This is a genomic window from Paraburkholderia susongensis (assembly GCF_900177725.1).
Lineage (GTDB): Bacteria > Pseudomonadota > Gammaproteobacteria > Burkholderiales > Burkholderiaceae > Paraburkholderia > Paraburkholderia susongensis.
Window position 1 is genome coordinate 310,903 of record NZ_FXAT01000005.1, and the last position, 21,149, is coordinate 332,051.

General features: G+C 63.5%; 17 protein-coding genes. 5 read left to right on the forward strand and 12 right to left on the reverse strand.

Annotated elements, in window-relative coordinates; translation table 11 throughout:
* Positions 1-41: 41 nt before the first annotated feature.
* Entirely contained in the window at positions 42-953 is a 912-nt protein-coding gene (locus tag B9Z01_RS17640) for a LysR family transcriptional regulator (RefSeq protein WP_085485311.1), read from the reverse strand.
* A 215-nt stretch (positions 954-1,168) separates the two neighbouring features.
* On the opposite strand from B9Z01_RS17640, the gene B9Z01_RS17645 reads away from it, so the two are divergent.
* The 3 genes from B9Z01_RS17645 to B9Z01_RS17655 are packed head-to-tail and all read left to right on the forward strand — an operon-like array spanning position 1,169 to position 4,572.
* Positions 1,169-2,164 (forward strand): ABC transporter substrate-binding protein, encoded by a 996-nt coding sequence (locus B9Z01_RS17645; RefSeq protein WP_244196053.1) that lies wholly within the window; start codon positions 1,169-1,171, stop codon positions 2,162-2,164.
* Positions 2,165-2,205: 41 nt separating this feature from the next.
* Positions 2,206-3,426: an acyl-CoA dehydrogenase family protein gene (locus B9Z01_RS17650; protein ID WP_085485313.1), complete on the forward strand. Its 1,221-nt coding sequence runs from the start codon at positions 2,206-2,208 to the stop codon at positions 3,424-3,426.
* 42 nt (positions 3,427-3,468) lie between these two features.
* Positions 3,469-4,572 (forward strand): LLM class flavin-dependent oxidoreductase, encoded by a 1,104-nt coding sequence (locus B9Z01_RS17655; protein WP_085485315.1) that lies wholly within the window; start codon positions 3,469-3,471, stop codon positions 4,570-4,572.
* Positions 4,573-4,642: 70 nt separating this feature from the next.
* Here the strand turns inward: B9Z01_RS17655 and B9Z01_RS17660 are convergent, their stop codons facing one another.
* From B9Z01_RS17660 to B9Z01_RS17680, 5 genes are all read right to left on the reverse strand, one after another.
* A complete protein-coding gene (locus B9Z01_RS17660) occupies positions 4,643-5,680 on the reverse strand; it encodes an ABC transporter substrate-binding protein (protein ID WP_085485317.1) in 1,038 nt (345 codons plus the stop codon).
* Positions 5,681-5,738: 58 nt separating this feature from the next.
* The gene (locus B9Z01_RS17665) at positions 5,739-6,542 is read right to left on the reverse strand and encodes an ABC transporter ATP-binding protein (RefSeq protein ID WP_085485319.1); all 804 of its coding nucleotides are present in this window, start codon (positions 6,540-6,542) and stop codon (positions 5,739-5,741) included.
* Positions 6,536-7,618 carry an ABC transporter permease gene (locus B9Z01_RS17670; protein WP_085485321.1) on the reverse strand — a complete coding sequence of 361 codons (1,083 nt, stop codon included), beginning with the start codon at positions 7,616-7,618 and terminating at the stop codon, positions 6,536-6,538. Before B9Z01_RS17670 ends, B9Z01_RS17665 begins: the two co-directional genes overlap by 7 nt.
* Positions 7,619-7,643: 25 nt before the next feature.
* Positions 7,644-8,636 carry an ABC transporter substrate-binding protein gene (locus tag B9Z01_RS17675; protein WP_085485323.1) on the reverse strand — a complete coding sequence of 331 codons (993 nt, stop codon included), beginning with the start codon at positions 8,634-8,636 and terminating at the stop codon, positions 7,644-7,646.
* 176 nt (positions 8,637-8,812) lie between these two features.
* Complete coding sequence (locus B9Z01_RS17680; protein WP_143808967.1) at positions 8,813-10,741, reverse strand: phospholipase D-like domain-containing protein; 1,929 nt, start codon at positions 10,739-10,741, stop codon at positions 8,813-8,815.
* Between the two features lie 232 nt (positions 10,742-10,973).
* Here B9Z01_RS17680 and B9Z01_RS17685 point away from each other — a divergent pair, with 232 nt between their 5' ends.
* Together B9Z01_RS17685 and B9Z01_RS17690 are read left to right on the forward strand one after the other, a co-directional pair.
* On the forward strand, positions 10,974-11,705 hold the full coding sequence (locus B9Z01_RS17685; RefSeq protein WP_085485327.1) for a DUF2278 family protein: 732 nt from the start codon (positions 10,974-10,976) through the stop codon (positions 11,703-11,705).
* 218 nt (positions 11,706-11,923) lie between these two features.
* A complete protein-coding gene (locus B9Z01_RS17690) occupies positions 11,924-12,619 on the forward strand; it encodes a GntR family transcriptional regulator (RefSeq protein WP_085485329.1) in 696 nt (231 codons plus the stop codon).
* 75 nt (positions 12,620-12,694) lie between these two features.
* On the opposite strand, the gene B9Z01_RS17695 is transcribed toward B9Z01_RS17690, so the two are convergent.
* The 6 genes from B9Z01_RS17695 to B9Z01_RS17720 all read right to left on the reverse strand — a co-directional run bounded on the left by B9Z01_RS17695 (position 12,695) and on the right by B9Z01_RS17720 (position 21,127).
* Positions 12,695-13,990, reverse strand: coding sequence for an MFS transporter (locus tag B9Z01_RS17695; RefSeq protein ID WP_085485331.1), 1,296 nt, complete (start codon positions 13,988-13,990; stop codon positions 12,695-12,697).
* A gap of 179 nt (positions 13,991-14,169) precedes the next feature.
* On the reverse strand, positions 14,170-15,771 hold the full coding sequence (locus tag B9Z01_RS17700; RefSeq protein WP_085485333.1) for a CoA-transferase: 1,602 nt from the start codon (positions 15,769-15,771) through the stop codon (positions 14,170-14,172).
* Positions 15,768-16,508, reverse strand: coding sequence for an enoyl-CoA hydratase/isomerase family protein (locus tag B9Z01_RS17705; RefSeq protein ID WP_208626063.1), 741 nt, complete (start codon positions 16,506-16,508; stop codon positions 15,768-15,770). Before B9Z01_RS17705 ends, B9Z01_RS17700 begins: the two co-directional genes overlap by 4 nt.
* Before the next feature lie 41 nt (positions 16,509-16,549).
* The gene (locus B9Z01_RS17710; protein WP_085485337.1) at positions 16,550-17,884 is read right to left on the reverse strand and encodes an FAD-dependent oxidoreductase; all 1,335 of its coding nucleotides are present in this window, start codon (positions 17,882-17,884) and stop codon (positions 16,550-16,552) included.
* Positions 17,885-18,352: 468 nt separating this feature from the next.
* Positions 18,353-19,489: a porin gene (locus B9Z01_RS17715; protein ID WP_085485339.1), complete on the reverse strand. Its 1,137-nt coding sequence runs from the start codon at positions 19,487-19,489 to the stop codon at positions 18,353-18,355.
* A gap of 234 nt (positions 19,490-19,723) precedes the next feature.
* Positions 19,724-21,127, reverse strand: coding sequence for an MFS transporter (locus tag B9Z01_RS17720; RefSeq protein WP_085485738.1), 1,404 nt, complete (start codon positions 21,125-21,127; stop codon positions 19,724-19,726).
* Between the last annotated feature and the right edge of the window lie 22 nt (positions 21,128-21,149).

Here is a 21,149-nt window from a genome sequence, read left to right on the forward strand (position 1 = left end):
GATATAACGCACAACCACAACGCCCGCCCGCATCGACGCGCTCAGGCCGCGCGCGACAAACGCGCCGCCTTGAAGCTCTGCCCGACGCTCTGCGCGAGCACCGCGAGCGCCGACTGCATCTTACCGAGCGCGCGCGATCTCACGATCCACACCGCGATTTCGGGCTTGAAATCGCTGACCTGAATCGCGTCGAGTTGCGCGGCATATGCACTGACGTGCAATAACGGCAACGGAACCAGTCCGAGCCCGACGCCATCGGCGACGAGCCCCAACTGCAGTTCCGTACCCAGCGTTTCGAGGTTCAGTTTCAGCGCATAGCCTTGCGCGGCGAGCGCCTGCTGCAAGCCCGCGCGAAAACCGCAGCCGTCGGGATTGAGCACCCAGCCGTACGACTGGCATTCGGCAAGCGTATGCGAGCGCTTCTTCAGACTGCCCTTTTGCGCGACAACCGCAAGCTTCAGTTCGCCGAGCGCTTCTCCCGCCAGCGCTTCGGGCAATACGCGATTGGCCGGCAACAGCACGATCGCGGCATCGAGTTCTCCATCTTCGACTTTTTGCAGCAGCGGATTGCCCCACCCCGTCGACACGCGCGCCTGCAACTCGGGATGCGCGCCTCTCAACGCATGCAAGGCCTTGAGCATCGCGACGTCGGCGACCGTCTGCGCGACGCCGAGGCGCAGCACACCGGCGAGCGGTGCGTCGTCGGTCACGAGATGCCTGAGCGCGTCGACTTCACGCACGATCGCGCGGCACTGTTCGTAGACGACGCGGCCCATCGGCGTGATCTTGAGCGGCTTGGTGTTGCGGTCGAGCAGCTCGACGCCGAGCGCTTCCTCGAAGTTCTGGATACGCCGCGTGACGGCGGGCTGCGTGAGCGCCAAAGACTCGGCAGCCTGACTCAGCGACTGGCTGCGCACGACGGCGACGAAGGCCTCGATTTCATCGAGTTTCATGGGTTGTTTTGTCGTTTGATGGAACGTTGGTGCGGCTCACATATGCATGACCGCTGCATGACCGTTGCATGAGCTTAGCGTGCCGCGGCGCTTATGTTCAAGTGGCGCGCGCTTTCCTCTCTCGCATATTAACAAAGAAGAACAATGCGTTTGCCTTATAAAAGCCGTGTCCGTATCGTGTGCTTTTCCGCTACCTTGCCCGCGCAGCGCCGCTCATGTCCTACCTTCCTTCGTACTCCATGCCCCCTCTCGCGAATCGGCTTCTACGGAAATTCTCCGGCCTTCTTCTCGGCGCGCCCGTCGCGCTCGTTTTCATGGCGGCCGCGCCGCATGCGGTGCTTGCCGAAACCACGTTGAAGGTCGGCGACCAGCAGTTGCAGACTCGCGGCATTCTCGAAGCGGCCGGGCAACTCAAAGACCTGCCGTACCGGATCGAATGGTTCAACTTTCCGGCCGCGCAGCCGCTCGGCGAAGCGCTCAATGCAGGCGCGATCGATGTCGGCGGACTCGGCGACGCACCGCTGATCTTCGCCTATGCCGCGGGTGCGCAGGTGCGCGCGGTGGCGGCGACGCGCTCCACGCCGCGCGATCTCGCGATCATCGTGCCCGATGCGTCGCCGATCAGAACCGCCGCCGATCTCAAGGGCAAGCGCATCGCGACGACGCGCGGCTCGATCGGCCACTACCTCGCGATTGCGACATTGGAGCGCGAAGGCATCAAGCTCTCCGACGTCTCGCTGCGTTTCATGCAGCCCGCCGACGCCAAGGCGGCGCTCGCGTCGGGCAATGTCGATGCGTGGTCCACGTGGGATCCGTATGTCGCGCTCGCCGAACAGAAAGATCATGACCGCGCCATCGCCAACGGCATCAATCTTTCGTCCGGCCTCAGTTTTCAGGCGGCGACGGAAAGCTCGATCAAGGGGAAGCGTGCGGAAATCGCCGACTTCCTCAAGCGCGTCGCAGCCGGCCAGCGCTGGGCGCTCGCGCATCCCGACGAAGTCGCCGCGATGCAATCGAAGGTCACGGGCCTGCCGCCCGAAGTGTTGAAGACGGTCTACCAACGCGCGCAACTGCACCCCGTCGCGATCGACGATGGACTCGTCGCCGAACAGCAGAAGACCGCCGACCTCTATCACCGCGCCGATGTCATCAAGACGCGCCTCGATGTCACGCAGAGCTTCGACCGGCAATTCCCGCTCGACGCGCGATGACTTCGCACGCATGCCCGCCACCCGCCACCGCTCCCCTCACGATGACGAGCCGTCACCCCGATAACGCTCTCGCCGAAGTCGAACGCGATGCCGACGCACTCGATGCGCTCGCCGATCTCGACAGTCCAGGAGCCACCGCCTGGCTCGACGCGCTGACCCGCGAATTCGCCGCGGGCGCCGCCGCACTCGATGCCGGCCCCGCGTTCCCGCACGACAACCTCGCGCGCCTGCGCCGCGCGGGTCTGCTTTCGCTCACGGTGCCGCGCGCGCTCGGCGGCCGCGAAGCCACGCTCGCGCAAACCCTGCGCGTGGTCGGCGCGGTCGCGCGCGGCGAACCGTCCACGGCGCTGATCCTCGTGATGCAGTGTCTTTACCATCTGCGTTTGCAGGCCAATCCGAACTGGCCGGCGGCGCTCAAGGAACGCATCGCGCGCGATGCCGTCGAACGCGGCGCGCTCATCAACTCGCTGCGCGTCGAGCCCGAACTCGGTTCGCCGTCGCGCGGCGGCCTGCCCGCGACGATTGGGCGGATCGAAGGCGATCACTGGCGGCTGAACGGCCGCAAGCTCTATTCGACGGGCAGCCCCGGCCTCACGTGGTTCGCGGTATGGGGGCGCACGGACGAGGCATCGCCGCGCGTCGGTGCATGGCTCGTGCATCGCGATACGCCCGGCATCCGCTTCGGCGAGCCCTGGAATCATCTCGGCATGCGCGCAACGGGCAGCCACGAAGTGATCTTCGAGAACGTGCGTGTGCCGCTCGAGCACGCCGTCGACTTGCAGCTCCCCAGCCAGGCCACCGGCATGGACCCCGCGACGAGCCTCTGGATGAACGTGCTGCTGCCGTCGATCTATGACGGCGTCGCGCGCGCCGCGCGCGACTGGTTCGTGCAATGGGCCGCGCAGCGTGTGCCTTCAGGGCTCGACGCGCCGCTCGCGAGCCTCGATCGTTTTCAGCAGACCGCCGGCCGCATCGAAGCATTGCTGTTCAACAACCGCACGCTGCTCGATGCGGGCGCGGCAGGTCTCGTCGACGCGGCGCAAGCGCCGGCGATCAAGTACCTCGTCAGCCAGCACGCGATCGAGGCCGTCGAACTCGCACTCGAAGCGAGCAGCAACCCGGGGCTCAGCCGCGGCAACCCGCTCGAGCGCCACTATCGCGATGTGCTGTGCGCGCGCATTCACACGCCGCAGAACGATACCGTGCTCGGCAATCTGGGCCGTGCCGCCTTCGCCTCCTTCGCTGCTTTCACCACGCGCTGACCGCGCAAGCCGTCCCGTCACCCCTATGAGGAGCATACGCAGATGAGCGTCGAATTTATCGGCTACGTGAGCCATCAGGAATCGAGCGAAATCCATTTGCCGCAAGGACCAGCGCTCAATCCGCCCTATATCGCGGCCGTTGCGCAGGCGCACGAATACGGCGGCTTCGACCGCGTGCTGATCGCGCATTCGAGCGCATCGCCCGATGGTTTCCAGATTGCGTCGTTCGTCGCGCAGCAGACGAAGCGCCTCGGTATCCTGCTCGCGCATCGCCCCGGCTTCGTCGCGCCGACGCTCGCCGCCCGGCAGCTCGCCACGCTCGATCACTTCAGCGCGGGACGCGCCGCCGTGCACATCATCTCGGGCGGCGACGACATCGAACAGCAGCGAGACGGCGACTACCTGCCGCACGACGAACGCTACCGGCGCACCGACGAATATCTCGACGTGGTCAAACGTTCATGGACGAGCGACACGCCGTTCGATCACGCAGGCGCGTACTACCGCGTCACGGGTCACAAGTCGCAGATCCGGCCGCTGCAACAGCCTCATTTACCGGTGTACTTCGGCGGCTCCTCGGACGCAGCGATCGAAGTAGCGGGCAAGCATGCCGACGTGTACGCGCTGTGGGGCGAATCGCTCGCGGCCGTCGCGGAAACGATCGCGAAGGTGCGCAAGGCCGCCGCTCAGCATGGACGCGAGCAGCACATCCGCTTCAGCCTGTCGCTGCGCCCGATCATCGCGGCAACGGAAGACGCCGCGTGGGCGCGTGCCGAATCGATTCTGGAGCGCGCGAAGGATGTCGTCGCAGCGTCGCCGAATTTCACGCGGCGGCCTAAGGATCCGAAGAACGTCGGTTCGCAGCGGCTGCTGGCCGAAGCGGATAAGGGCAGTGTCGTCGATCGGCGTCTGTGGACAGGCATCGCCGCGCTCACGCGCGCGGCGGGCAATTCGACGTCGCTGGTCGGCACGCCGCAACAGGTGAGCGACGCGTTGCTCGAATATCACAAGCTCGGCGTGTCGACGTTCCTGATTCGCGGCTTCGATCCGCTCGAAGATGCGCTGGCTTATGGGCGCGATCTGTTGCCGCTCGTGCGCAGCGCGGTGGCTCGAAAAGAGGCCGCGAGCGAGGCCATTGCCGCGTGATGACTGAGGTGTGGGCAAAGGTGCGTGCCCACGTGGGCGCGCGCGAAACCCGCGCGCAGTCCGCAGTCCTTTAAACCAGCACGTCCGAAAACACTCGCGTCGCGAACCGGTCCGAACTCGTACCGGCATTCAACACGCCGACCGATTTCAGATCGTCCGCATAAAGCGCGATCTCTTTCCTGAACGCGTCACCCACCGGATGATGGCGATCCGTGTGGCTCTTCAGCATCGCAGTCAATTGCGCGACGTTCGCGCCGGGCGCATTCGGCGCGAAGATCGCCGCCGCCTCGGCCGGATGATTCGCGGTCCACTCGGTCGCCTCCAGCAGCGCTTGCGTCAACGCCTGCGCGCTCGCGCGGTCCTTGCGAATCAGCGAGCCGCGCACGCCGAGCACGCAGCACACACGATTCGCGTATTCGCCGCACAAGTTGTTCGACACTTCCTGGAGATGATCGGTCTCGCGTAATGTCCAGATGGTCGGGTCGCCATCGGCAATCGCCTGCACCTCGCCCTTCTTCAGCGCTTCGCCGAGCAGCGGCGCGGGGTACTGGCGCCAGCGCACATCGTTGTCGGGATCGACGCCGAGCTTCTTCAGCGTGATCGCGAAGAAATTCTTCGCCGGGCTCGCCATGTCGCTCACGCCGACGGTGCGCCCCTTGAGTCCCTGCAGATCGACGATGCCGGAAGCGCGCGTCGCGAGCAGCCGCATGCAGCCACCGTGAATGCCCGCCGTCAGCTTGACGTCGAATCCCTGTTCGAGCGGCTTGATCCAGCGCAACGCCATGCCGACACCGGCATCGGACTTGCCCGTTGCGATCGCTTCGAGTAATTGATCGGTCGAGCCCGCGAAATTGACGAGTTCCACCTGCAAACCATGCTTGCGGAAAAATCCCTGCTGCGCGGCGACCGGCACGGGCGCGGTGCAGATCGCGCCCGCATTCCACGAGAGTTTGAGCGGCTTGAGCGCTTCATCGGCCGAGGCGCGCACGCCAGGCAGCCCGAATGCAGCGCCGCCCAACGCCGCCGCTCCCGCGGCCCACGCTGTGTTGCGCAGCCATGCGCGACGTGCGAGGTTCGCCGGTGCGCGCTCGTCGTCGAAATGATTCATCGCTTTGCTTCCCCTGATGTGTGATGTGATGGTCTATGAGCACGCGCGGGCGCGCGTGTTATGTGTCGAGGCCGAGCAGCGCCAGCACCTCGCGGCGCGACGCCACGAGCGCCGGGTCGTCGCGATGACGCGGATAAGGCGCATCGTTACGCACCTGCGCGACGATGCGCGCCGGACGCTCGCTCAGCACGATCACGCGATTCGCCACATACAGCGCCTCCTCAACGTCGTGCGTGACGAACAGCACCGAAAATCCCTGTGCCTGCCATAGCTGCACGAGTTCGCCCTGCATGCGGATGCGCGTCAGCGAATCGAGCTTGCCGAACGGCTCGTCGAGCACGAGCAGTTGCGGATCGTTGACGAGCGCGCGAGCGAGCGCCGCGCGCTGCGCCATGCCGCCCGACAGTTGATGCGGAAATGCGTTCGCGAATGCGGCGAGACCGACGAGTTCGAGCGCGGCATCGATGCGCTGGCCCGCGTCGCGCCGCGTGCGCCGCGCCTCGGGGCCGAGCCCTACGTTGCCGCGCACGGTGCGCCACGGGAACAGCGTCGGATCCTGAAACACGACGACCCGCGAGGGATCGGGTCCAGTGACGAGCTCTCCATCCGCGTGGATCGCGCCGTGCGCCGGCGCTTCGAGTCCGGCAACGAGGCGCAGCAAGGTCGACTTGCCGCAACCGCTCGGACCGAGCAGCGCGACGAACTCGCCGGGCTCGATCGTCAGACTGACGTCGTCGAGAACAGGCAACGCCGCGCCGCGCAGAGCGAAGCGGTGGCTGACGTTGCGTACGTCGATACGCGCGCCCTGCCGGGTATCGGCGGCGGGGCGCTCCTGAGACTGCGCTTGAGAGGCCACTACCATTTCAGCATTCCTTTTTGCCAGGCGAGCAGACGATCGCGCACGCGGAACAGCAGCGTGATGAGCCCGGAGCACATCAGCGCCATCACGAGCAACGCGGCATACATGTTCGAATAGGCGGCCCAGCCTTGAGCCCATTGCAGATACCAGCCGAGGCCTGCCTTCACGCCCATCATCTCGGCCACGATCAGTACCGCGAACGAAGCGCCGAGGCCCATGAAGAGGCCCACGAACACGGACGGCAACGCAGCGGGAATCGCCACGCGAAGAATCAGGAACGAAGGCTTCGCGCCGAGTGTGCGGGCCACGTCGTAGTACGCGGAGTTCACGCTCGCCACACCGGACCACGTGAGCACGGCAACCGGAAACGCCGTCGCCAGTGCGATCAGGAACACGCTCGCGCTGAAGCTCGACGGAAAGAAGAAAAACGCGAGCGGCAGCCATGCAGTGGCAGGCAGCGGCCCGACCAGGCGCAGCACGGGATGCAGCCAGTAGCCGACCGCTTTCGACCAGCCGATGGCGACGCCAATCACGAAGCCCGTCAGCGCGCCCGCAGCGTAGCCATAAGCGAGCAGTACGAAGGAATGCGCGACACTCGCCGCGAGGCGCGGCAGATCGTCGGCATAGACCGCGATCAGTGCCTGCGGCGGCGCGAAGAACGGGCGCGGCAGCCATTCGAGCTGCGCCGTGGCGATTTCCCACGCCGTTATCCCGAGCGACAGCGCGAGCAGCCATGCCGCCGCGCTCAGCCATGTATTGAGCCGCGCCCTGAGCCACGCCTTGAACCACACTTCGAGACGCCCGCTTCCCGCATGCGTCTGCGCTTGCGCCGACGCTCCGCTACGCCAGCCCGCCACGCCGATCGCCAGCGACAGCACCGCGAGCACGAGCTTGAGAATCAGCAGTTCACGCGTGTACGGCCAGTCGTCGAGCGCGGGCCACCATTGCGTCACCGCCGCGCCGCCGAGCCAGCCGAGCGCGGCCAGCAGCGCGACGAGGCGCTTGCCGTGCTCGCGCGTCGCGAGTTCGGCGTTGGCCGGCAAACCGGCAAGCTCGAGAGTCTGCGTTTGGGTAGACATGGCGGGACGCTCCGTCAGGGCGAGCTCAGGTGCTGGCAAGGTGGGTCTCCGAGATCGCGCGCACGTCGATGCGGCGCGGCAGGATCGCATCGCGATACGCGCGGTCGGCGACTTTTTGCAGCGCGTCGATGTCGCTGTCGATAACGAAATGCTGCTTGAGCGATGCGCGCCTCGTGATCTGCTTCGCGGCATCGAGCGGCGAGCGCGTGAGCGTCGCGTAGATTTGCGCGTAGGCGTCGGGGTTGGCGAGTGCCCAGTTTCCCGCACGCTGATAACGGAGCAGCAGGTCCGCGATCGCGACGCGTTTGCGCGGGTCCGCCAGCGACTCGCCCGATGCCGTGATGAAGCCGAGCCCGCTGTTGATGCCGCTGCCGTCGCGCAGGACACGTCCGCCGCGCTGCACGGCGATGCCGTAGTACGGATCGAAGGTCGCCCACACCTCGATCGCGCCCGAGGCGAAGGCCGCGAACGCATCGACGGGCAGAATGAAGCGCACCGTCACGTCGTCTTTCGACAGACCCGCTTCGGCCAGCGCGCCGTATAACTGGAACTGCGAAATGCTGCCGCGCGCCGACGAAACGAAAACGGTGCGTCCTTTCAGATCGGCGACCGACTGGATCGTCGAATGCGGTGCGACGAGAATGCCGAGTTGCGCGCCCGAACCCACGCGCGTCGCCACGATTTTCAGCGACGGGTCGCCGATGGCCGCGGCAAGCACCGGCAGGTCGCCGGCCGGGGCGAGATCGACCGAGCCCGCGCGTTGCGCCTCGAAGAGCGGCGCCGCGCCCTGGAAGTTGGCCCAACGCCACGCGTACGGTGTGCCGTCGAGCACTTTGGCTGCTTCGACGAGCGCCCGCGTGCCGCCCGCCTGATCGCCGAGCACGAGGCTCACGTCATCTGCCGCGCGGGCATCGCGCATGCTTGCGGTTGCGCACGCCATGGCGAACGGCGCGGCAGCCAGCGAACGCAGCAGCTTGCGCCGCCGCGTCGAAATAGACGTTGGAACGGATGCGGTCATAGGTCCTCGCTGTCGATATGCAGCACAGCGTAGCGACGAAAAACCGCGCTGAGAATCATTCTATTTCGATATGTTTATCTCGATTCAATATTTATGTTTTGCATCTTGCGAGGCGTGCGCGCGAATGCGGGCGAATAGCGGCATCGGCTCGCGAGCCTCGGCGTCGTGACGCTTCATCACCGTCCTTCACCGCGCCGCCGCTTTGCGGCGAATTTGCCGTGCCTCGCCGGCTTCAACGAATGCGGTCCGACCGCCGGAGACAAACCGCCCGTCAACAATTGCAGCGCCGGCCGGTTGCGTGTCGAGCCTTCCGCATGAGGCGTCGGCAAGGCCTCCGACTTCGGCGTCGCACTCAACCAGAATGCGAGTTCAGCCGACTTCACCGTGTTGTCGGCTGCGAAATACGCGTCCTGCCACGCGTCGTCCGACGCGAGGAAATGCCACGCTTTGCTCTTGCGCGTTTCGAGCCAGTAGCGCCACGCGTAATGATCGTAGACATCGAGGCAATGCGCGGCATAAGCCTCGGCCGCGGAGCGGTGCCCTTTGATGATGTTCAGGTTCTCGTCGTTGTTATAGGACGCCTTGTAGCCATCGTTGTGGCTGCCCATCGCGACGACGCAGTGATCCGTGAACGGATCGATGACGACGATCTTGTCGTGCACGACCGCATTACCCGCGCGGTTCAACTCCTGCTTCCATTGCGCGAAGGCATCCCCCTTGGTGACACCCGTCGTATGAATCACGCGGAAATCTTCGGGCAACGGCGGATCGCCTTTCCTGGGCGTTTTCACGGGCACCTCTCCATCGTGGATCGCCGCGTAGAACTCGCCGGCCGCATTCGCCGCGGTGACCGCGCCGCGCACGAATAGCGTTGGCCGCGCCTTTTGTGCGGCCGCAATCGCATCGATGATGCTCGGATAGCCCGGCTCGAAAACGAGAAAAACGATCGACTGCTGGGCCTTGCCGATCAGATCGAAGAGTTCCTGCAGATCGGGCGGACATGCTTCATCGGCTGGCGGTTTGCTGGACCTCGCTTTCGGCGTGTTCGGCGAAAACCAGATGTCGATCGTCCCGCTACCGTCTTCGAGATCGACGGTGGCGAGGCCTTTCGCATCGGCGGAACGCAAGGGCTTCGCCTGCGGTCCGGTTATCTTCGGGCCGGGAGCCAGCGTGTCTTTCTTCAGGCGTGCCCAGTAGTCGCTATACACGTTGGCCACCGCCGGCGAGCGCGCAATGATCGTGTTGTTCGTCTGCGCGCACAGACCATGCGCAGTCACGTTGGTCGAACCGAACAATGCGACCGTAGGCTTGCCACTTTGCAGCAGCACCTGAAACTTGTTGTGTCCGATATGGTTACTCGCCATGAAGCGATCGATAACTTTGACACCGGCCGCTTTCATGTCGGCGCGCTCGGGCGCATAGACGTCGTTGGTTTTCTGATGATTCGCGTCCTCGCCCGGCATATTGGACAGAATCAGATTCAACGAGCGCTGCAACGGCTTCAGACACGCGATCACCTCGGGATCGTCGAGCTCGTAAAACGCGCACTGCAAAGCCGCGCCCGTTTGCGCCGCCTCTTTCGGCAGCGTGGTGAGCGCCGCGATCATCTCTCCGGCCAGATCGTTGCGAAGCGGGTCGCCAATCTTGTAGATATGCGTTTGCAGCTTGTCGACGAGCTTGCCGCCGCCCGGCGTCGCCTCGAGTACATTGGCGGTGGATTGCGTCGCGAGAATGCCGCGATTGAAATAGACCGACAGCGCGCCATAATCCGGCGTCAACTGGATCTGGTTGGACAGCAGCGGACCATAGGGCAGCGGCTTCAGATTGCCGGGCGTCCCGCCCATCGGCACGACCCGATAGCGGTAAGTTCTGCCGCGAATCGCGGTGACGTCCTTCCAGAAGAACTTCTGGATCGGGTCTACGAACGTGGTGCGTCCCGGACCCGCGGCCTGCCCCTTGAACGTCGCCATCGCGGGAAGCGGCGTTTCCGTTCCGGCCAGCACATCGATACGGGTGATGGCGAAGCCGAGACATCCTTTCAGCTTGCCGCCCAACGTCCATGCAATGACCGCCATGTCATTGTTAGAAAAAGCAATCGCTTTCACCCGTCCTCCACACTATTCGACTGACGTCGTTCTTTGAAGACGGCAAGCCTGGAGACCGCGATAGCGCCCGGACAAAAGTACCGGTGCGCCCAGTTCTCCAGCTGCATCCCCGTCATCACGGAGCACTCATCTAGCCCCGATGAACGTTGCAAACGTGTGACATGCACTGCGCTTGTTTATCGATGAACGTCGGCTTATGCTTGCCACTCAACTTCAGCAAGGTTCACCAGTCATGAACGAATACTGCATGTTCAAAGGGACGCTGCTACGCGCGGCTCCTTTCAAGGACACCTATATTGGGAGTCCGCACTATGTGATTACGGTGAGCGGCAACGACAACAAGCCGTTCAACCTCGTCGTGAATTCGGCATCGACCGACCCCGCGGCAAATGGCAGCGACGAGGTGTATTTCTATGCCGACCTGAATTTCACCGATCCGCTCACCGCGAAATTGCAGGCGCTCGCTCCGGGCCTGTACACGAGCGGTTTTCCGCGGCTCGATTACTGGCAGGACAGCAGCCTGCTCGACATTCACCGGATGCGGCCGATTCCCTACGAGGATGAAAATGGCAATCGCGCCGACGTGAACGACGTCATCGACGGGATCCTGAGCATCGACGAAAGCCAGAAGCCGGAAAGTCTTCCGTTCGACAATGGCAGCGGTCAATTGCACAACCGCGACTTCTGGACACCGACGGTGACGGGCATCGTGGTCTACGGGTTCGGTTTTCTATTTCTGCCGCAGAAGGATGGTCTTCACGAAACCCATATGAATCAGGGCAATCCGCCGGGCCCGCACTACAAGGAAAACGGCGCGTTTCAGGACGGCGCGGTCATCGTTCAGCGCGCTGACGGATTTGCCGCCATATTTACCGCGTTCCAGACGCAGCGTCTGCCGACCAATGCGGGCGGATTTCCGACGCCGAACTCGCGTCCGTTGCCGGAGTTCATCCAGGGGAATTGAGAAAGCGGTGAGCGGCGGCTCGCGGCGGCGGTCTCCGCCATATCGCGCGGACTCTCCGTCGTGAAGGCGGTGGCACCACCCGGTGGCATCACCCGGTGGCATCACCTATAGCGCCGTCGCGCACGAGCCGCCCGCCGCCGACGTGTATCCTGACGACAGCACGCCACTTTCCGGCTCACCGGGGCATAATCCGTGAGTTCATCGTTCTGTCCGTCCACATGAAGAAAAATAGCTCCACCAGAAACACCGCCCGACGCGAACCCGTCAATCCGCCCGAGCAGTTGCTGGCCGACGTCGCATTCGTGCAGATCGAGGAAATGATCATCACGCGCAAGCTGCCGCCCGGCTCGATGATTTCCGAAAGCCAGCTTGCCGCAGAAATGGAAATGGGGCGCACCCCTGTGCGCGAAGCGCTCCAGCGGCTACGGCAGATCGGCTTCGTCGAAATGCTGCCGCGCCGCGGCACGCTCGTCGCCGGCGTCGACATTCGCCAGCAACTCGAACTGCTCGAGGTCAGGCGCCCGCTCGAAGAACTCGTCGTGCGCGTCGCCGCGCTACGGGCCACGCCGGAAGAACGCGCGAATCTGCAACGACTCGCGCAACAGATGACCGCCGCTGGCGAGCGCGGTGACATGGAAGCATGGATCAGGACTGGCGGAGAAATCCACGACGCCGAAGTTCGCGCCACCCACAACAGCATGCTGATCACCAGCATGCTGCCGATTCACGCGCAGTCACGCCGCTTCTGGTATCACCATATTGCGCAGAATCGCGCGTACGTCGAAGGCGCGCAGCTGCACTCCAACGTGCTGACGGCCATTGCCGATGGCGACGGCGATCGGGCTGCCGCGGCGGCGCATGGACTGATGCAGTTCATCGAGCGATTCACCCGCTCCGCACTCGATACTTTCTGATAACTTACATCGCGCGAATGGCGGCCCTGCCGCATAACCGGGCAGACCGCCGTCCGATACCATTCGCTCTTGCGGCTATTCAGCCTGTGGCTGCGCAATCTCCACGCCGCGGCTATGCGCTTCGGTATCCTCACGCGGCGGGCCTACGAAGACGGCTACCGCAAGCCCACCCGCGAGAGCCACGCCGCCGCTCAGCAGGAACGCGCTCGTGAAGACATGCGTCCATTGCACGAGAAAGCCCGTGAGGATCGGCGCGAGAATCCCCGCTGTGTTGGCGAGCAGGTGCATAAAGCCGCCCACGCCGCCCATCCTCGCAGGTTCGACTGTATCGAGGATGATCGCCCAGTACACGCTCAGCGTGAGGTTCATGAAGAACACCGTGATACCCATGAGCGCCACCGCCGCACCAACGCTGGTTGCCGTGCCAGCGCACGCGACGCATGCCGCGGCAACCAGCAGACCGCCGACGATCACGATCTTGCGTGACTTCAGCGCATTGCCGGTCCAGCGGAAAATCAGATCCGACGTCAGGCCGCCCAGTGCGATCCCCGCAAATCCGAGCAACCAGGGAATGACGTTGACGATGCTCATCGACGAGAGGCTCAGATGCCGCTCCATCATCAGATAGCTCGGGAACCACGACAGGAAGAAGTACAGGATGTACGCATAGCCAAAGTAGGCAAGCGAGGTCGCCCAGATCGTCGGGCGCTTCAGGTACGAGCCCAACGACAACTGTGGTTGTGCGGTGGATTGCGCATGATCGTCGCGCACGTCCAATGCCGGCGAGATCGCGCCGCGCATCCAGCGGTTATGTTCAGGCCGGTCCGTCGAGAAGATCGACCACATCAGCACCCATAGCAGGCCCACCACGCCGATCACGATGAATGGAATGCGCCAGCCCCAGTGCAAGGCCATCATCCCGACGATCGGCCCAGCCAATGCCGCGCCCAGTTGCAGGCCCGAGTTCGCAAAGCCCACTGCCGTGGTCTGCTCTTTCCGTTCGAACCAGTTGCTGATTATCTTGTTCGTGCACGTGGCGAGCGGCCCTTCCCCTGCGCCGAATATCACGCGGATTGCGAGCAGGCTTGCAAGACTCGCCGCTGCGGCGGTCAAGCCACAAAAGATCGACCAGAGGGCGATCGCGACGACCAGCACCCGCTTCGCGCCGAAACGGTCCGCGGCATAGCCGCCGATAAAACAGAACAGCGAATAGCCGACAAAGAACGCACTGAAGACAATGCCGAGATGAGCGGCGTCGAGTTGGAGATCCTGGGCAATGAGCGGCGCGGCAACCGAGAGCGCGGCCCGGTCGAGGTAGCTGATCGCGCACGCGAGAAACAGCATGAAAACGATGAACCAGCGGTACTTCATGATTGTCTCCTCCAGACTCGCCATAGCGATCAGGATGGTTGGGCTGTACTCGATGCCGCATTGAACTGTGGCATTCGGCAGGCACGATTGTTGGAATCGGCGCGACGCTTTACGCTTTACGCTCTGGCGACGATGATCGTTATGCGTTGCTCAGGCGCCGCGCCGTTGTCTTCGCAAGGCTAGCTTTCTACCGCGGCTTCCGTGCAATGGTCGGCGTTCTCCACGAACAGCGATTCATGCATCAGCGGCAGCGGATCGAGAATCTGAACCGGCGCGAACGCCATCAGATCGAGCACGTCTTTTCGTACGTCGACACCCGGCGCCACTTCGGTCAGCACAAGGCCGCGCGCGGTCTGCTCGAACACGGCTCGCTCCGTCACGATCAGCGCGCTCTGCCCCGCGGCAACACCGTTCGCTACCTGGTAAGTTCTGCTCTGCACCGTATCGACGAACTTGCTGACCTTACCCTCCTTCACGATCTTCATGCGACCCGCCTCGTATGCGATATCGAGTCCGCCGGTCGTAAATGAGCCGGTAAACACAAGCCGTTGCGCGTTCATCGCAATGTCGATGAAGCCTCCCGCGCCCGGATTGACCTTACCGAATTTACTGACGTTGACCGTGCCATGCGAATCGTATTCTGCGAACGCGAGTGCCGCGAATCGACACAATCCTCCGTCGATCACGTCGAATTGCGTGACACCGTCCAGCAAAGCCTGCGGTCGAAGATTCGCCGAAAACTGCCAGCCGTTCATGACGATGCCGCCATACGAGCCGTGCTCCGTCGTGAACCAGTAGTCATCCGAACCATTTTCCGGATCGAAGAGACCTTGCTCCGCCATCACGAGCGGCACGTCCGCGGCTGCACCAAAGCCGAAAATCGACAGCTCGTGCTTGCGCACTTCCAGCGCCGCCCGGCGCGCGATCACCTTGTCGGGACCGAACGGAATCGCGGGCAGACGTGCATCGACGCCCGCCGCGCGCAGATAGGCTTCGTCATACGGCGTGTCGGTACTCATCATCATCTGCGGCTCGACCACGAGCGCATCGACGAACATGCCGGGCAGCCGCACCGACGTCGCTGCGCGTTCGCCGCCCGGCACGATGCGGCGGACCTGTGCGATCACACGGCCGCCGCTCGCCTTCGCTGCCAATGCGAGCGCGAGGCTTGCTGAAACCAGCGGCTCGTCCTCGAACGACAGATTGCCGAATTCGTCGGCACTGCTCGCGCGAATAATCGCAACATCGATGGGCCAACTCGGATAGAACAGCAGATCCTCGTCGTTCAGACGAATCTTCTGAATCAGATCGTCTTCGCAACGGCTCGTGAATTTTCCGCCGCCATATTGCGGATCAGCATAGGTGCCCAGACCGACGCGCGTCATATAGCCGGGGCTCTTGCGCGCGACCTCCCGCAGCCAGTGCATCGACGCGCCGATCGGCCACGAATACGCTTCGATCCGGTTCTCCTGAATGAGCCGCATCAGCGCCGGACGCTCGCCGGTTCGCGGATTCACCGGATTGATGTAGGAACCGGAAACGATGCGCTTCATCAGCCCTTCCTGCGCGACGTGATCCATTCCGCGAATGTCCACCGCATCACCCGTTCCGCACGGAAAATAGAACGTGAGATTACGCGGCGCACCGGTCTCGCGAAAACGCTTGCCAAGCGCTTCGAGCGTGGCGTCAGGCACAACCCAGCCGATAACGCCAACCGACGCCACTGTCTGCCCATCCTGAATCGACGCGACGGCCTGTGCCGCCGACATGGTTTTCTTCATGACTTCACCTTGAATTTCGAAAAAATATTCTGAGCCGCTCCTCCTTCGCAGTTGCCTGCGAAATGCCGGGAAGCCAGCTTGTCGAGCCGCTCGCCGTCGAGCGAAACGAAGGGCTCGAAGAAGCGTTTCGTCGACGCGACCGCATCGGGTGGAAGCGCTGCCAGCCGATCTGCGAGAGCAAGAGCCGTCTGGTCGGCGTCACCGGGTTCGCTCAGATAGTCAGCGATGCCGAGACGGTGCGCCTCGACACCGTTCATCGCCTCCGCAGCCCAGGTCAGCAGGCGGGCACGCACGGGGCCCACACGCGCGAGCAATGCCTGGAGCCCCCATGGCGGCAGCCAGCCGTTCGGCACTTCGGGAAGATGCCAGCGCACGTTCGATGCACTCACCACGATGTCGCACGAGATCGCCAGAACGAAGCCACCGCCGAGTGCAAAACCTTCTACTGCGGCGATCACCGGCTTCGACAGTGCCACGATCGAGCGCGCGACGCGCGCGGTCTCCGATTCGGAGTCGCACATCTCCTGAATCGACATCATCGCGAGTTCTTTCAGATCACTGCCCGAACAGAAGGCAGGCGGCGCTCCCGAGAGAACGATCGCACGCACGCCCGGATCGCGGTCGGCTTGCAGCAACGCCTGCTCCAGTTTCGCGATCGAATCGCCATCGAGCGCGTTGCGCCGCTCGGGCCGGTTCAACGTCAACTGACGGACGTTACCCATGTTCACGATAATCACTGACACACCCTCCATGTTTGCCTTTTCAACCACAATCTTTTCTACAGACGGACGCCGTCCCGCCGGAGCGCACTTCGTATTGCCTGCGCATCGACGTTGCGCGGCTCGACGTTCTCACGTATAGCTAGAGTGGCCGCATGCCCGATCGCATGACCGTATGAAAAACATTGAGCCGTGACGCGCGCGGACGCGACCGCCTCGTGCTCCGCGGACAGACAGCGCCCCGCGATCAGCAGCCCCTCGCCGCGCGACGGCACGAAGCAGCCGTAAGGCACTTCGTAGTAGTCGTCGAGCACCCATTCCACTTTCGGCTTTGCGCCGGCATGCAATTCGATCGGCCACGGCGAAAGCGCAATACCGTCGGAGAACTTTCTCGCACCGACGACGTCGGCGTTCATCAGCTTCGCGACACCCTCGACCTGACGCGTCTGCCGCACACCCACCTGAACGCCGGTATCATTGACAAAGGACTCTTCGCATCCTGCTATGTAATCCTTAAGAAATTTTGCGTACGATTGAACCTGTTTCCTCCCGTTCAGCTCGCCTTCCGTGAAATCATCGTAGAAGAGCGGATTCAGCTCGCGCCCGTCAGAGCCGGTAATTCGCGTGCAATTGCATAACAGCTCGCCGGGGCGCGTCGTTGGGAATAGCCAGATTTTTGAGCGCGGCAGGTTGTCACCGGCGAGTTGCCGTTCACGCAGCAGAGCGGAAACCGCTTCGCCCATGATCGTGTCGTCGCCATAAGTGCTGGTAAAACGTTCAACGTCCACGCCCTGAAGCCTGAAGATCATCGTCGGATTCTGCACACGGGAACCGTCGCCCACGAAGCTATCGAAACCGGCCATCGCGACGAGATCGGCATCGCCACTGGCGTCGACGGTGATGCGCGCGCGAATCGGCAGCGGCCCCTGCTTGGTCCAGGCAGTCACCCCTTCGACACGCTCGTTTCCATCCAGCAGCACGCCGGTCGCCACCGCGTGGTAGATCACCTTGACCCCTGCTGCTTCCAGCAGACTATCGGCAGCGTCTCGCCACACCAGCGGATCGTGCACCCGTGTCCAGGTTTTTCCATAGCGCACCGGCGCGGCGAGACCACCACGCTGTTCCAGCGCGTCGCAGAACTCCTGGGCAAAACCGGACACGATTGCCTCTGGCTTTGCGCCGGCGCGATCGGTGGCGAGATACATGCCGCACACGGTGCCCGACAGCCCCGCCACCGCCCCGCCGCCGCAAAAGCCATAGCGTTCCAGCAGGATCACTTTCAATCCCTGGCGACTGGCCGTCACGGCCGTCGCGACGCCAGCAGCGCCCCCACCTGTCACGAGGACGTCGCATTGAAGACCATCAACGGATCGGACATCGACTCCAACTTTCATTTCCACCTCTTGTCGTCATCTGATATGTCAGTTGACGACATTTTTAGCGAAGCGGAATTGACCTGTCAATGACGCTGATTGGAAATGGAGTTGTGCAGCGAGGAGATGAATGCCTTGAGCGGCAGACACGGCGGCGGTTTGAGGGAGAAACAGCCCGCTTACCTAACGTTTTCCCTAAGGGATTATTCTGACGTGGTTGGGCGCGACATGCGCGTGCGGGGAAACGATGGCAGGAATGCCGTTGCTATCGGTCTAATGATTGGCAGGATTGTCCAGGCAGCCGACAGGACGAGAGACGAAAATACGCTGAGATGGCTATCGGGAATTCAACCGCGCCCGACAGGAGCGCGGCGGGATGATGGGAGAAAAAGAACTGGACGTTTTCCCGAAGTTATTTTCGTAATCCAAACCAGGTTTCATTCGGAATGAACGTCCAACCGCATAGTTGCGCGGGTGCACAACATGAAATCAGAAGCTGTGCCGCACCCCCGCCATCAACCCAAGCTGTCCCATCCCCGGCGCAGGCGTCGTGCCGCCACCGCCCTGGCTCACCGTATATGCAGCCTTTGCACTATTCCACAGATACGCACCCTGCAAATACACCGCCGTGCGCTTGGATAACAAATACGTCGTGCGCAGCGCGGCAATCGTGCCGCGCGCATCGTCGCGGTCGTTGACGATGTGATACACGCCGCCATCGACGATAAATGCAGGCGTCACCGGATACGATGCCGTCAGATAGAACTGATCCGAATGCACGTTCGGCGTGGTCGGCGAAACCGTGTCGACACGCCGTCCGAGCCAGCCGCCGCCGAGGCGCAGATTGCCGATGTGGCCGTAACCGTTCAGTTGCATGCGTACGTCGGTATCGCTCGGGTTCGTCAATTCGAATGATGGCGTGCCGTCATACATATTCGCCATGGCGCCTGGGCCGCCATGTTGCTGATCGTAGGCCGCGGCGACGCCGTAACCGTTGCGATCGTAGCGCAGCATCGCGGACCATTCGCGGCAGGTCGGTCCGCTGCCGGCCACCGGTCCCGCGCACGTTCCCTGTCCCGGCGAATTGCCGGTACCCGTCGAATCGCGGCCGAACGACCATGTCGCGCCCAACGTGAAGCCCGCATAACTGCCCTTGTAGGCGATCGTATTGTCGCTGCGCGAACTCGGCAAATACTGGTCGAACGAAGCGGTTCCACCGTAGATGTCGGGGCCGAGCAGGTCCGCATCCGAAAGCGCCCAGAACGTCATCGTGTACTGGCGGCCGAACGTCAGCGCACCGTACGGCGTATTCAGGCCGACCCAGGCCTGGCGTCCAAACAGACGGCCGCCCTGATTCAGCGAGCCGTTGCGCGTGTTGAAACCGCTTTCGAGCGTGAAGATCGCGGACCAGTCGCCGCCCAGTCCTTCATTGCCGCGCAAGCCCCAGCGCGATGGCATTTCTCCCGTGATGCCCGGCATGCGCACGATGCTGTCGCCCGCCGCATTCGCATGCGAAACATATTCGACACCCGTATCGACAATGCCATAAAGCGTTACGCTGCTCTGCGCGAACGCCATCGAGCTGATGCTGGACAACGCAAGTCCTGCTGCAATCCGAAGTTTCATAGTCTCCATGACTTTTTTGGAGGCCTGCCTGAACAAGCGGCGGCCGGTTGTTATCGAACGTGCACGACCATGCACGCTGTTTCGTTTTTAATCTGCATTACTGATTGAATGCACAGGTGCGATCCACTCAGGAATCACGCTCCGAAGAATGGATAACGGCAAGGAGAAAATCAGATCATGCGGAGCGATCCCTCGCGATACGAACGCATCGCGAGAGACCGTCGGGCAGCGCTCCTATGCAGCGCCCCGGCGCGGGATATGCCGGTGCACCACCGCGAGCGCGATCAGCACGATAGCCATGGCGATGCCGAGCATCAGCAGATAGCCCGACGCGCCGCCCGCGGTGATCACCGCCGCGCCCGCGAACGCGCTGAGAATCGCGCCGACGCGCCCAAACGCGAGTGCCGACGCGGTGCCCGTCGCTCGAACACTGGTCGGATAAACGTAAGCGCACAGCGCGTACATCGTCGATTGCACCGCGTTCACGAAGAGACCGTGCAAGCCGAGGCCGACGATCAGCAGCGCCGTGTGCTGTGTCGCGCTGACGCCGAGCAGCATCCACGCACTCGCCACGCCGCCGACGCAGCACAGCAGCAGCGGCCAGCGCGAGCCGTAGCGCCCGATGGCGAGCGCGCACAGCAGCGCACCGATCACGCCTCCGAGGTTGTATGCACTCAGGCCGTAGCCCGCCAGAGAAACGCTCAGGCCTTCGCTCGTCAGCATCGACGGCAGCCAGCTGAACGCGGCGTACACCGCGAGCAGGCACATGAAGAAAGCGCCCCAGATGGCAACGGTGTCGCGTGCGCGGCCGTCGCGGAACAGCGCCGTGAAGCCGACGTGCCTCTCCGCGCTCTGCTCGCGCACGTCGGTGAAACTCGCATCGGGCGCGACATCGCGCGCCATGCGCCGCAGCAGCTTGACGAGTTCGGGCCAGCGGCGCGGACGGCGCGCGAGAAAGCGCGGTGATTCCGGCAACGCGGCGAGCAGTACGATGGCAAGCACAAGCGGCAGCACGCCACCCGCGACGAACAGACCGCGCCAGCCATAGACCGGCAACACCTGAGCGGCGAACAAACCCGCGATCATGCCGCCCGCCGGCACGCAGAGAATCGTCGCCGTCACCGCGAAGGTGCGAAAACGCGCGGGTGTGAATTCGGCGGTCATCGTGGTCGAGGTGGGCAACGCCCCGCCGATGCCAAGCCCCGCGATAAAGCGCAACGCGGCGATCGCCGCGACGTTCGGCGCGAGACTGATCGCGCAGGTCGCGATGCCGAACACGAACACGCTGCCGATCACGGCCCAGCGGCGGCCGAAGCGATCGGCGAACAGGCCCGCGAACGCGCTGCCGATGCCCATGCCGATCAACCCTGATGCGACCACGGGCGCAAACGCGTTGCGCGTAATGCCCCACTCCTTGATGAGCATGGGAATCGCGAAGCCGATCAACTGGCTGTCGAATCCGTCGACGATGATCGACAGCGCCGCGAGCACCACCGCAATCTTTTGCAGCAACGTGTAGGGGCCGTCGTCGAGCGCATGGCCGATGTCGACCATGCTGCCGCCGCGCGCGATGCCCGCGAGGGCCGCGTCGTCGTGCGTCTTCGAGGCCGCGGCGGAAGCCGGGGGAACGTAATTCATCAGCGTGTCTCCATGTTTCGCG

Bases quoted from the DNA above. Each gene is read 5' to 3' on its own strand.
- B9Z01_RS17640 (WP_085485311.1), bottom strand. From the start codon at position 953: ATGAAACTCGATGAAATCGAGGCCTTCGTCGCCGTCGTGCGCAGCCAG.
- B9Z01_RS17645 (WP_244196053.1), top strand. From the start codon at position 1,169: ATGTCCTACCTTCCTTCGTACTCCATGCCCCCTCTCGCGAATCGGCTT.
- B9Z01_RS17650 (WP_085485313.1), top strand. From the start codon at position 2,206: ATGACGAGCCGTCACCCCGATAACGCTCTCGCCGAAGTCGAACGCGAT.
- B9Z01_RS17655 (WP_085485315.1), top strand. From the start codon at position 3,469: ATGAGCGTCGAATTTATCGGCTACGTGAGCCATCAGGAATCGAGCGAA.
- B9Z01_RS17660 (WP_085485317.1), bottom strand. From the start codon at position 5,680: ATGAATCATTTCGACGACGAGCGCGCACCGGCGAACCTCGCACGTCGC.
- B9Z01_RS17665 (WP_085485319.1), bottom strand. From the start codon at position 6,542: ATGGTAGTGGCCTCTCAAGCGCAGTCTCAGGAGCGCCCCGCCGCCGAT.
- B9Z01_RS17670 (WP_085485321.1), bottom strand. From the start codon at position 7,618: ATGTCTACCCAAACGCAGACTCTCGAGCTTGCCGGTTTGCCGGCCAAC.
- B9Z01_RS17675 (WP_085485323.1), bottom strand. From the start codon at position 8,636: ATGACCGCATCCGTTCCAACGTCTATTTCGACGCGGCGGCGCAAGCTG.
- B9Z01_RS17685 (WP_085485327.1), top strand. From the start codon at position 10,974: ATGAACGAATACTGCATGTTCAAAGGGACGCTGCTACGCGCGGCTCCT.
- B9Z01_RS17690 (WP_085485329.1), top strand. From the start codon at position 11,924: ATGAAGAAAAATAGCTCCACCAGAAACACCGCCCGACGCGAACCCGTC.
- B9Z01_RS17695 (WP_085485331.1), bottom strand. From the start codon at position 13,990: ATGAAGTACCGCTGGTTCATCGTTTTCATGCTGTTTCTCGCGTGCGCG.
- B9Z01_RS17700 (WP_085485333.1), bottom strand. From the start codon at position 15,771: ATGAAGAAAACCATGTCGGCGGCACAGGCCGTCGCGTCGATTCAGGAT.
- B9Z01_RS17710 (WP_085485337.1), bottom strand. From the start codon at position 17,884: ATGAAAGTTGGAGTCGATGTCCGATCCGTTGATGGTCTTCAATGCGAC.
- B9Z01_RS17715 (WP_085485339.1), bottom strand. From the start codon at position 19,489: ATGAAACTTCGGATTGCAGCAGGACTTGCGTTGTCCAGCATCAGCTCG.
- B9Z01_RS17720 (WP_085485738.1), bottom strand. From the start codon at position 21,127: ATGAATTACGTTCCCCCGGCTTCCGCCGCGGCCTCGAAGACGCACGAC.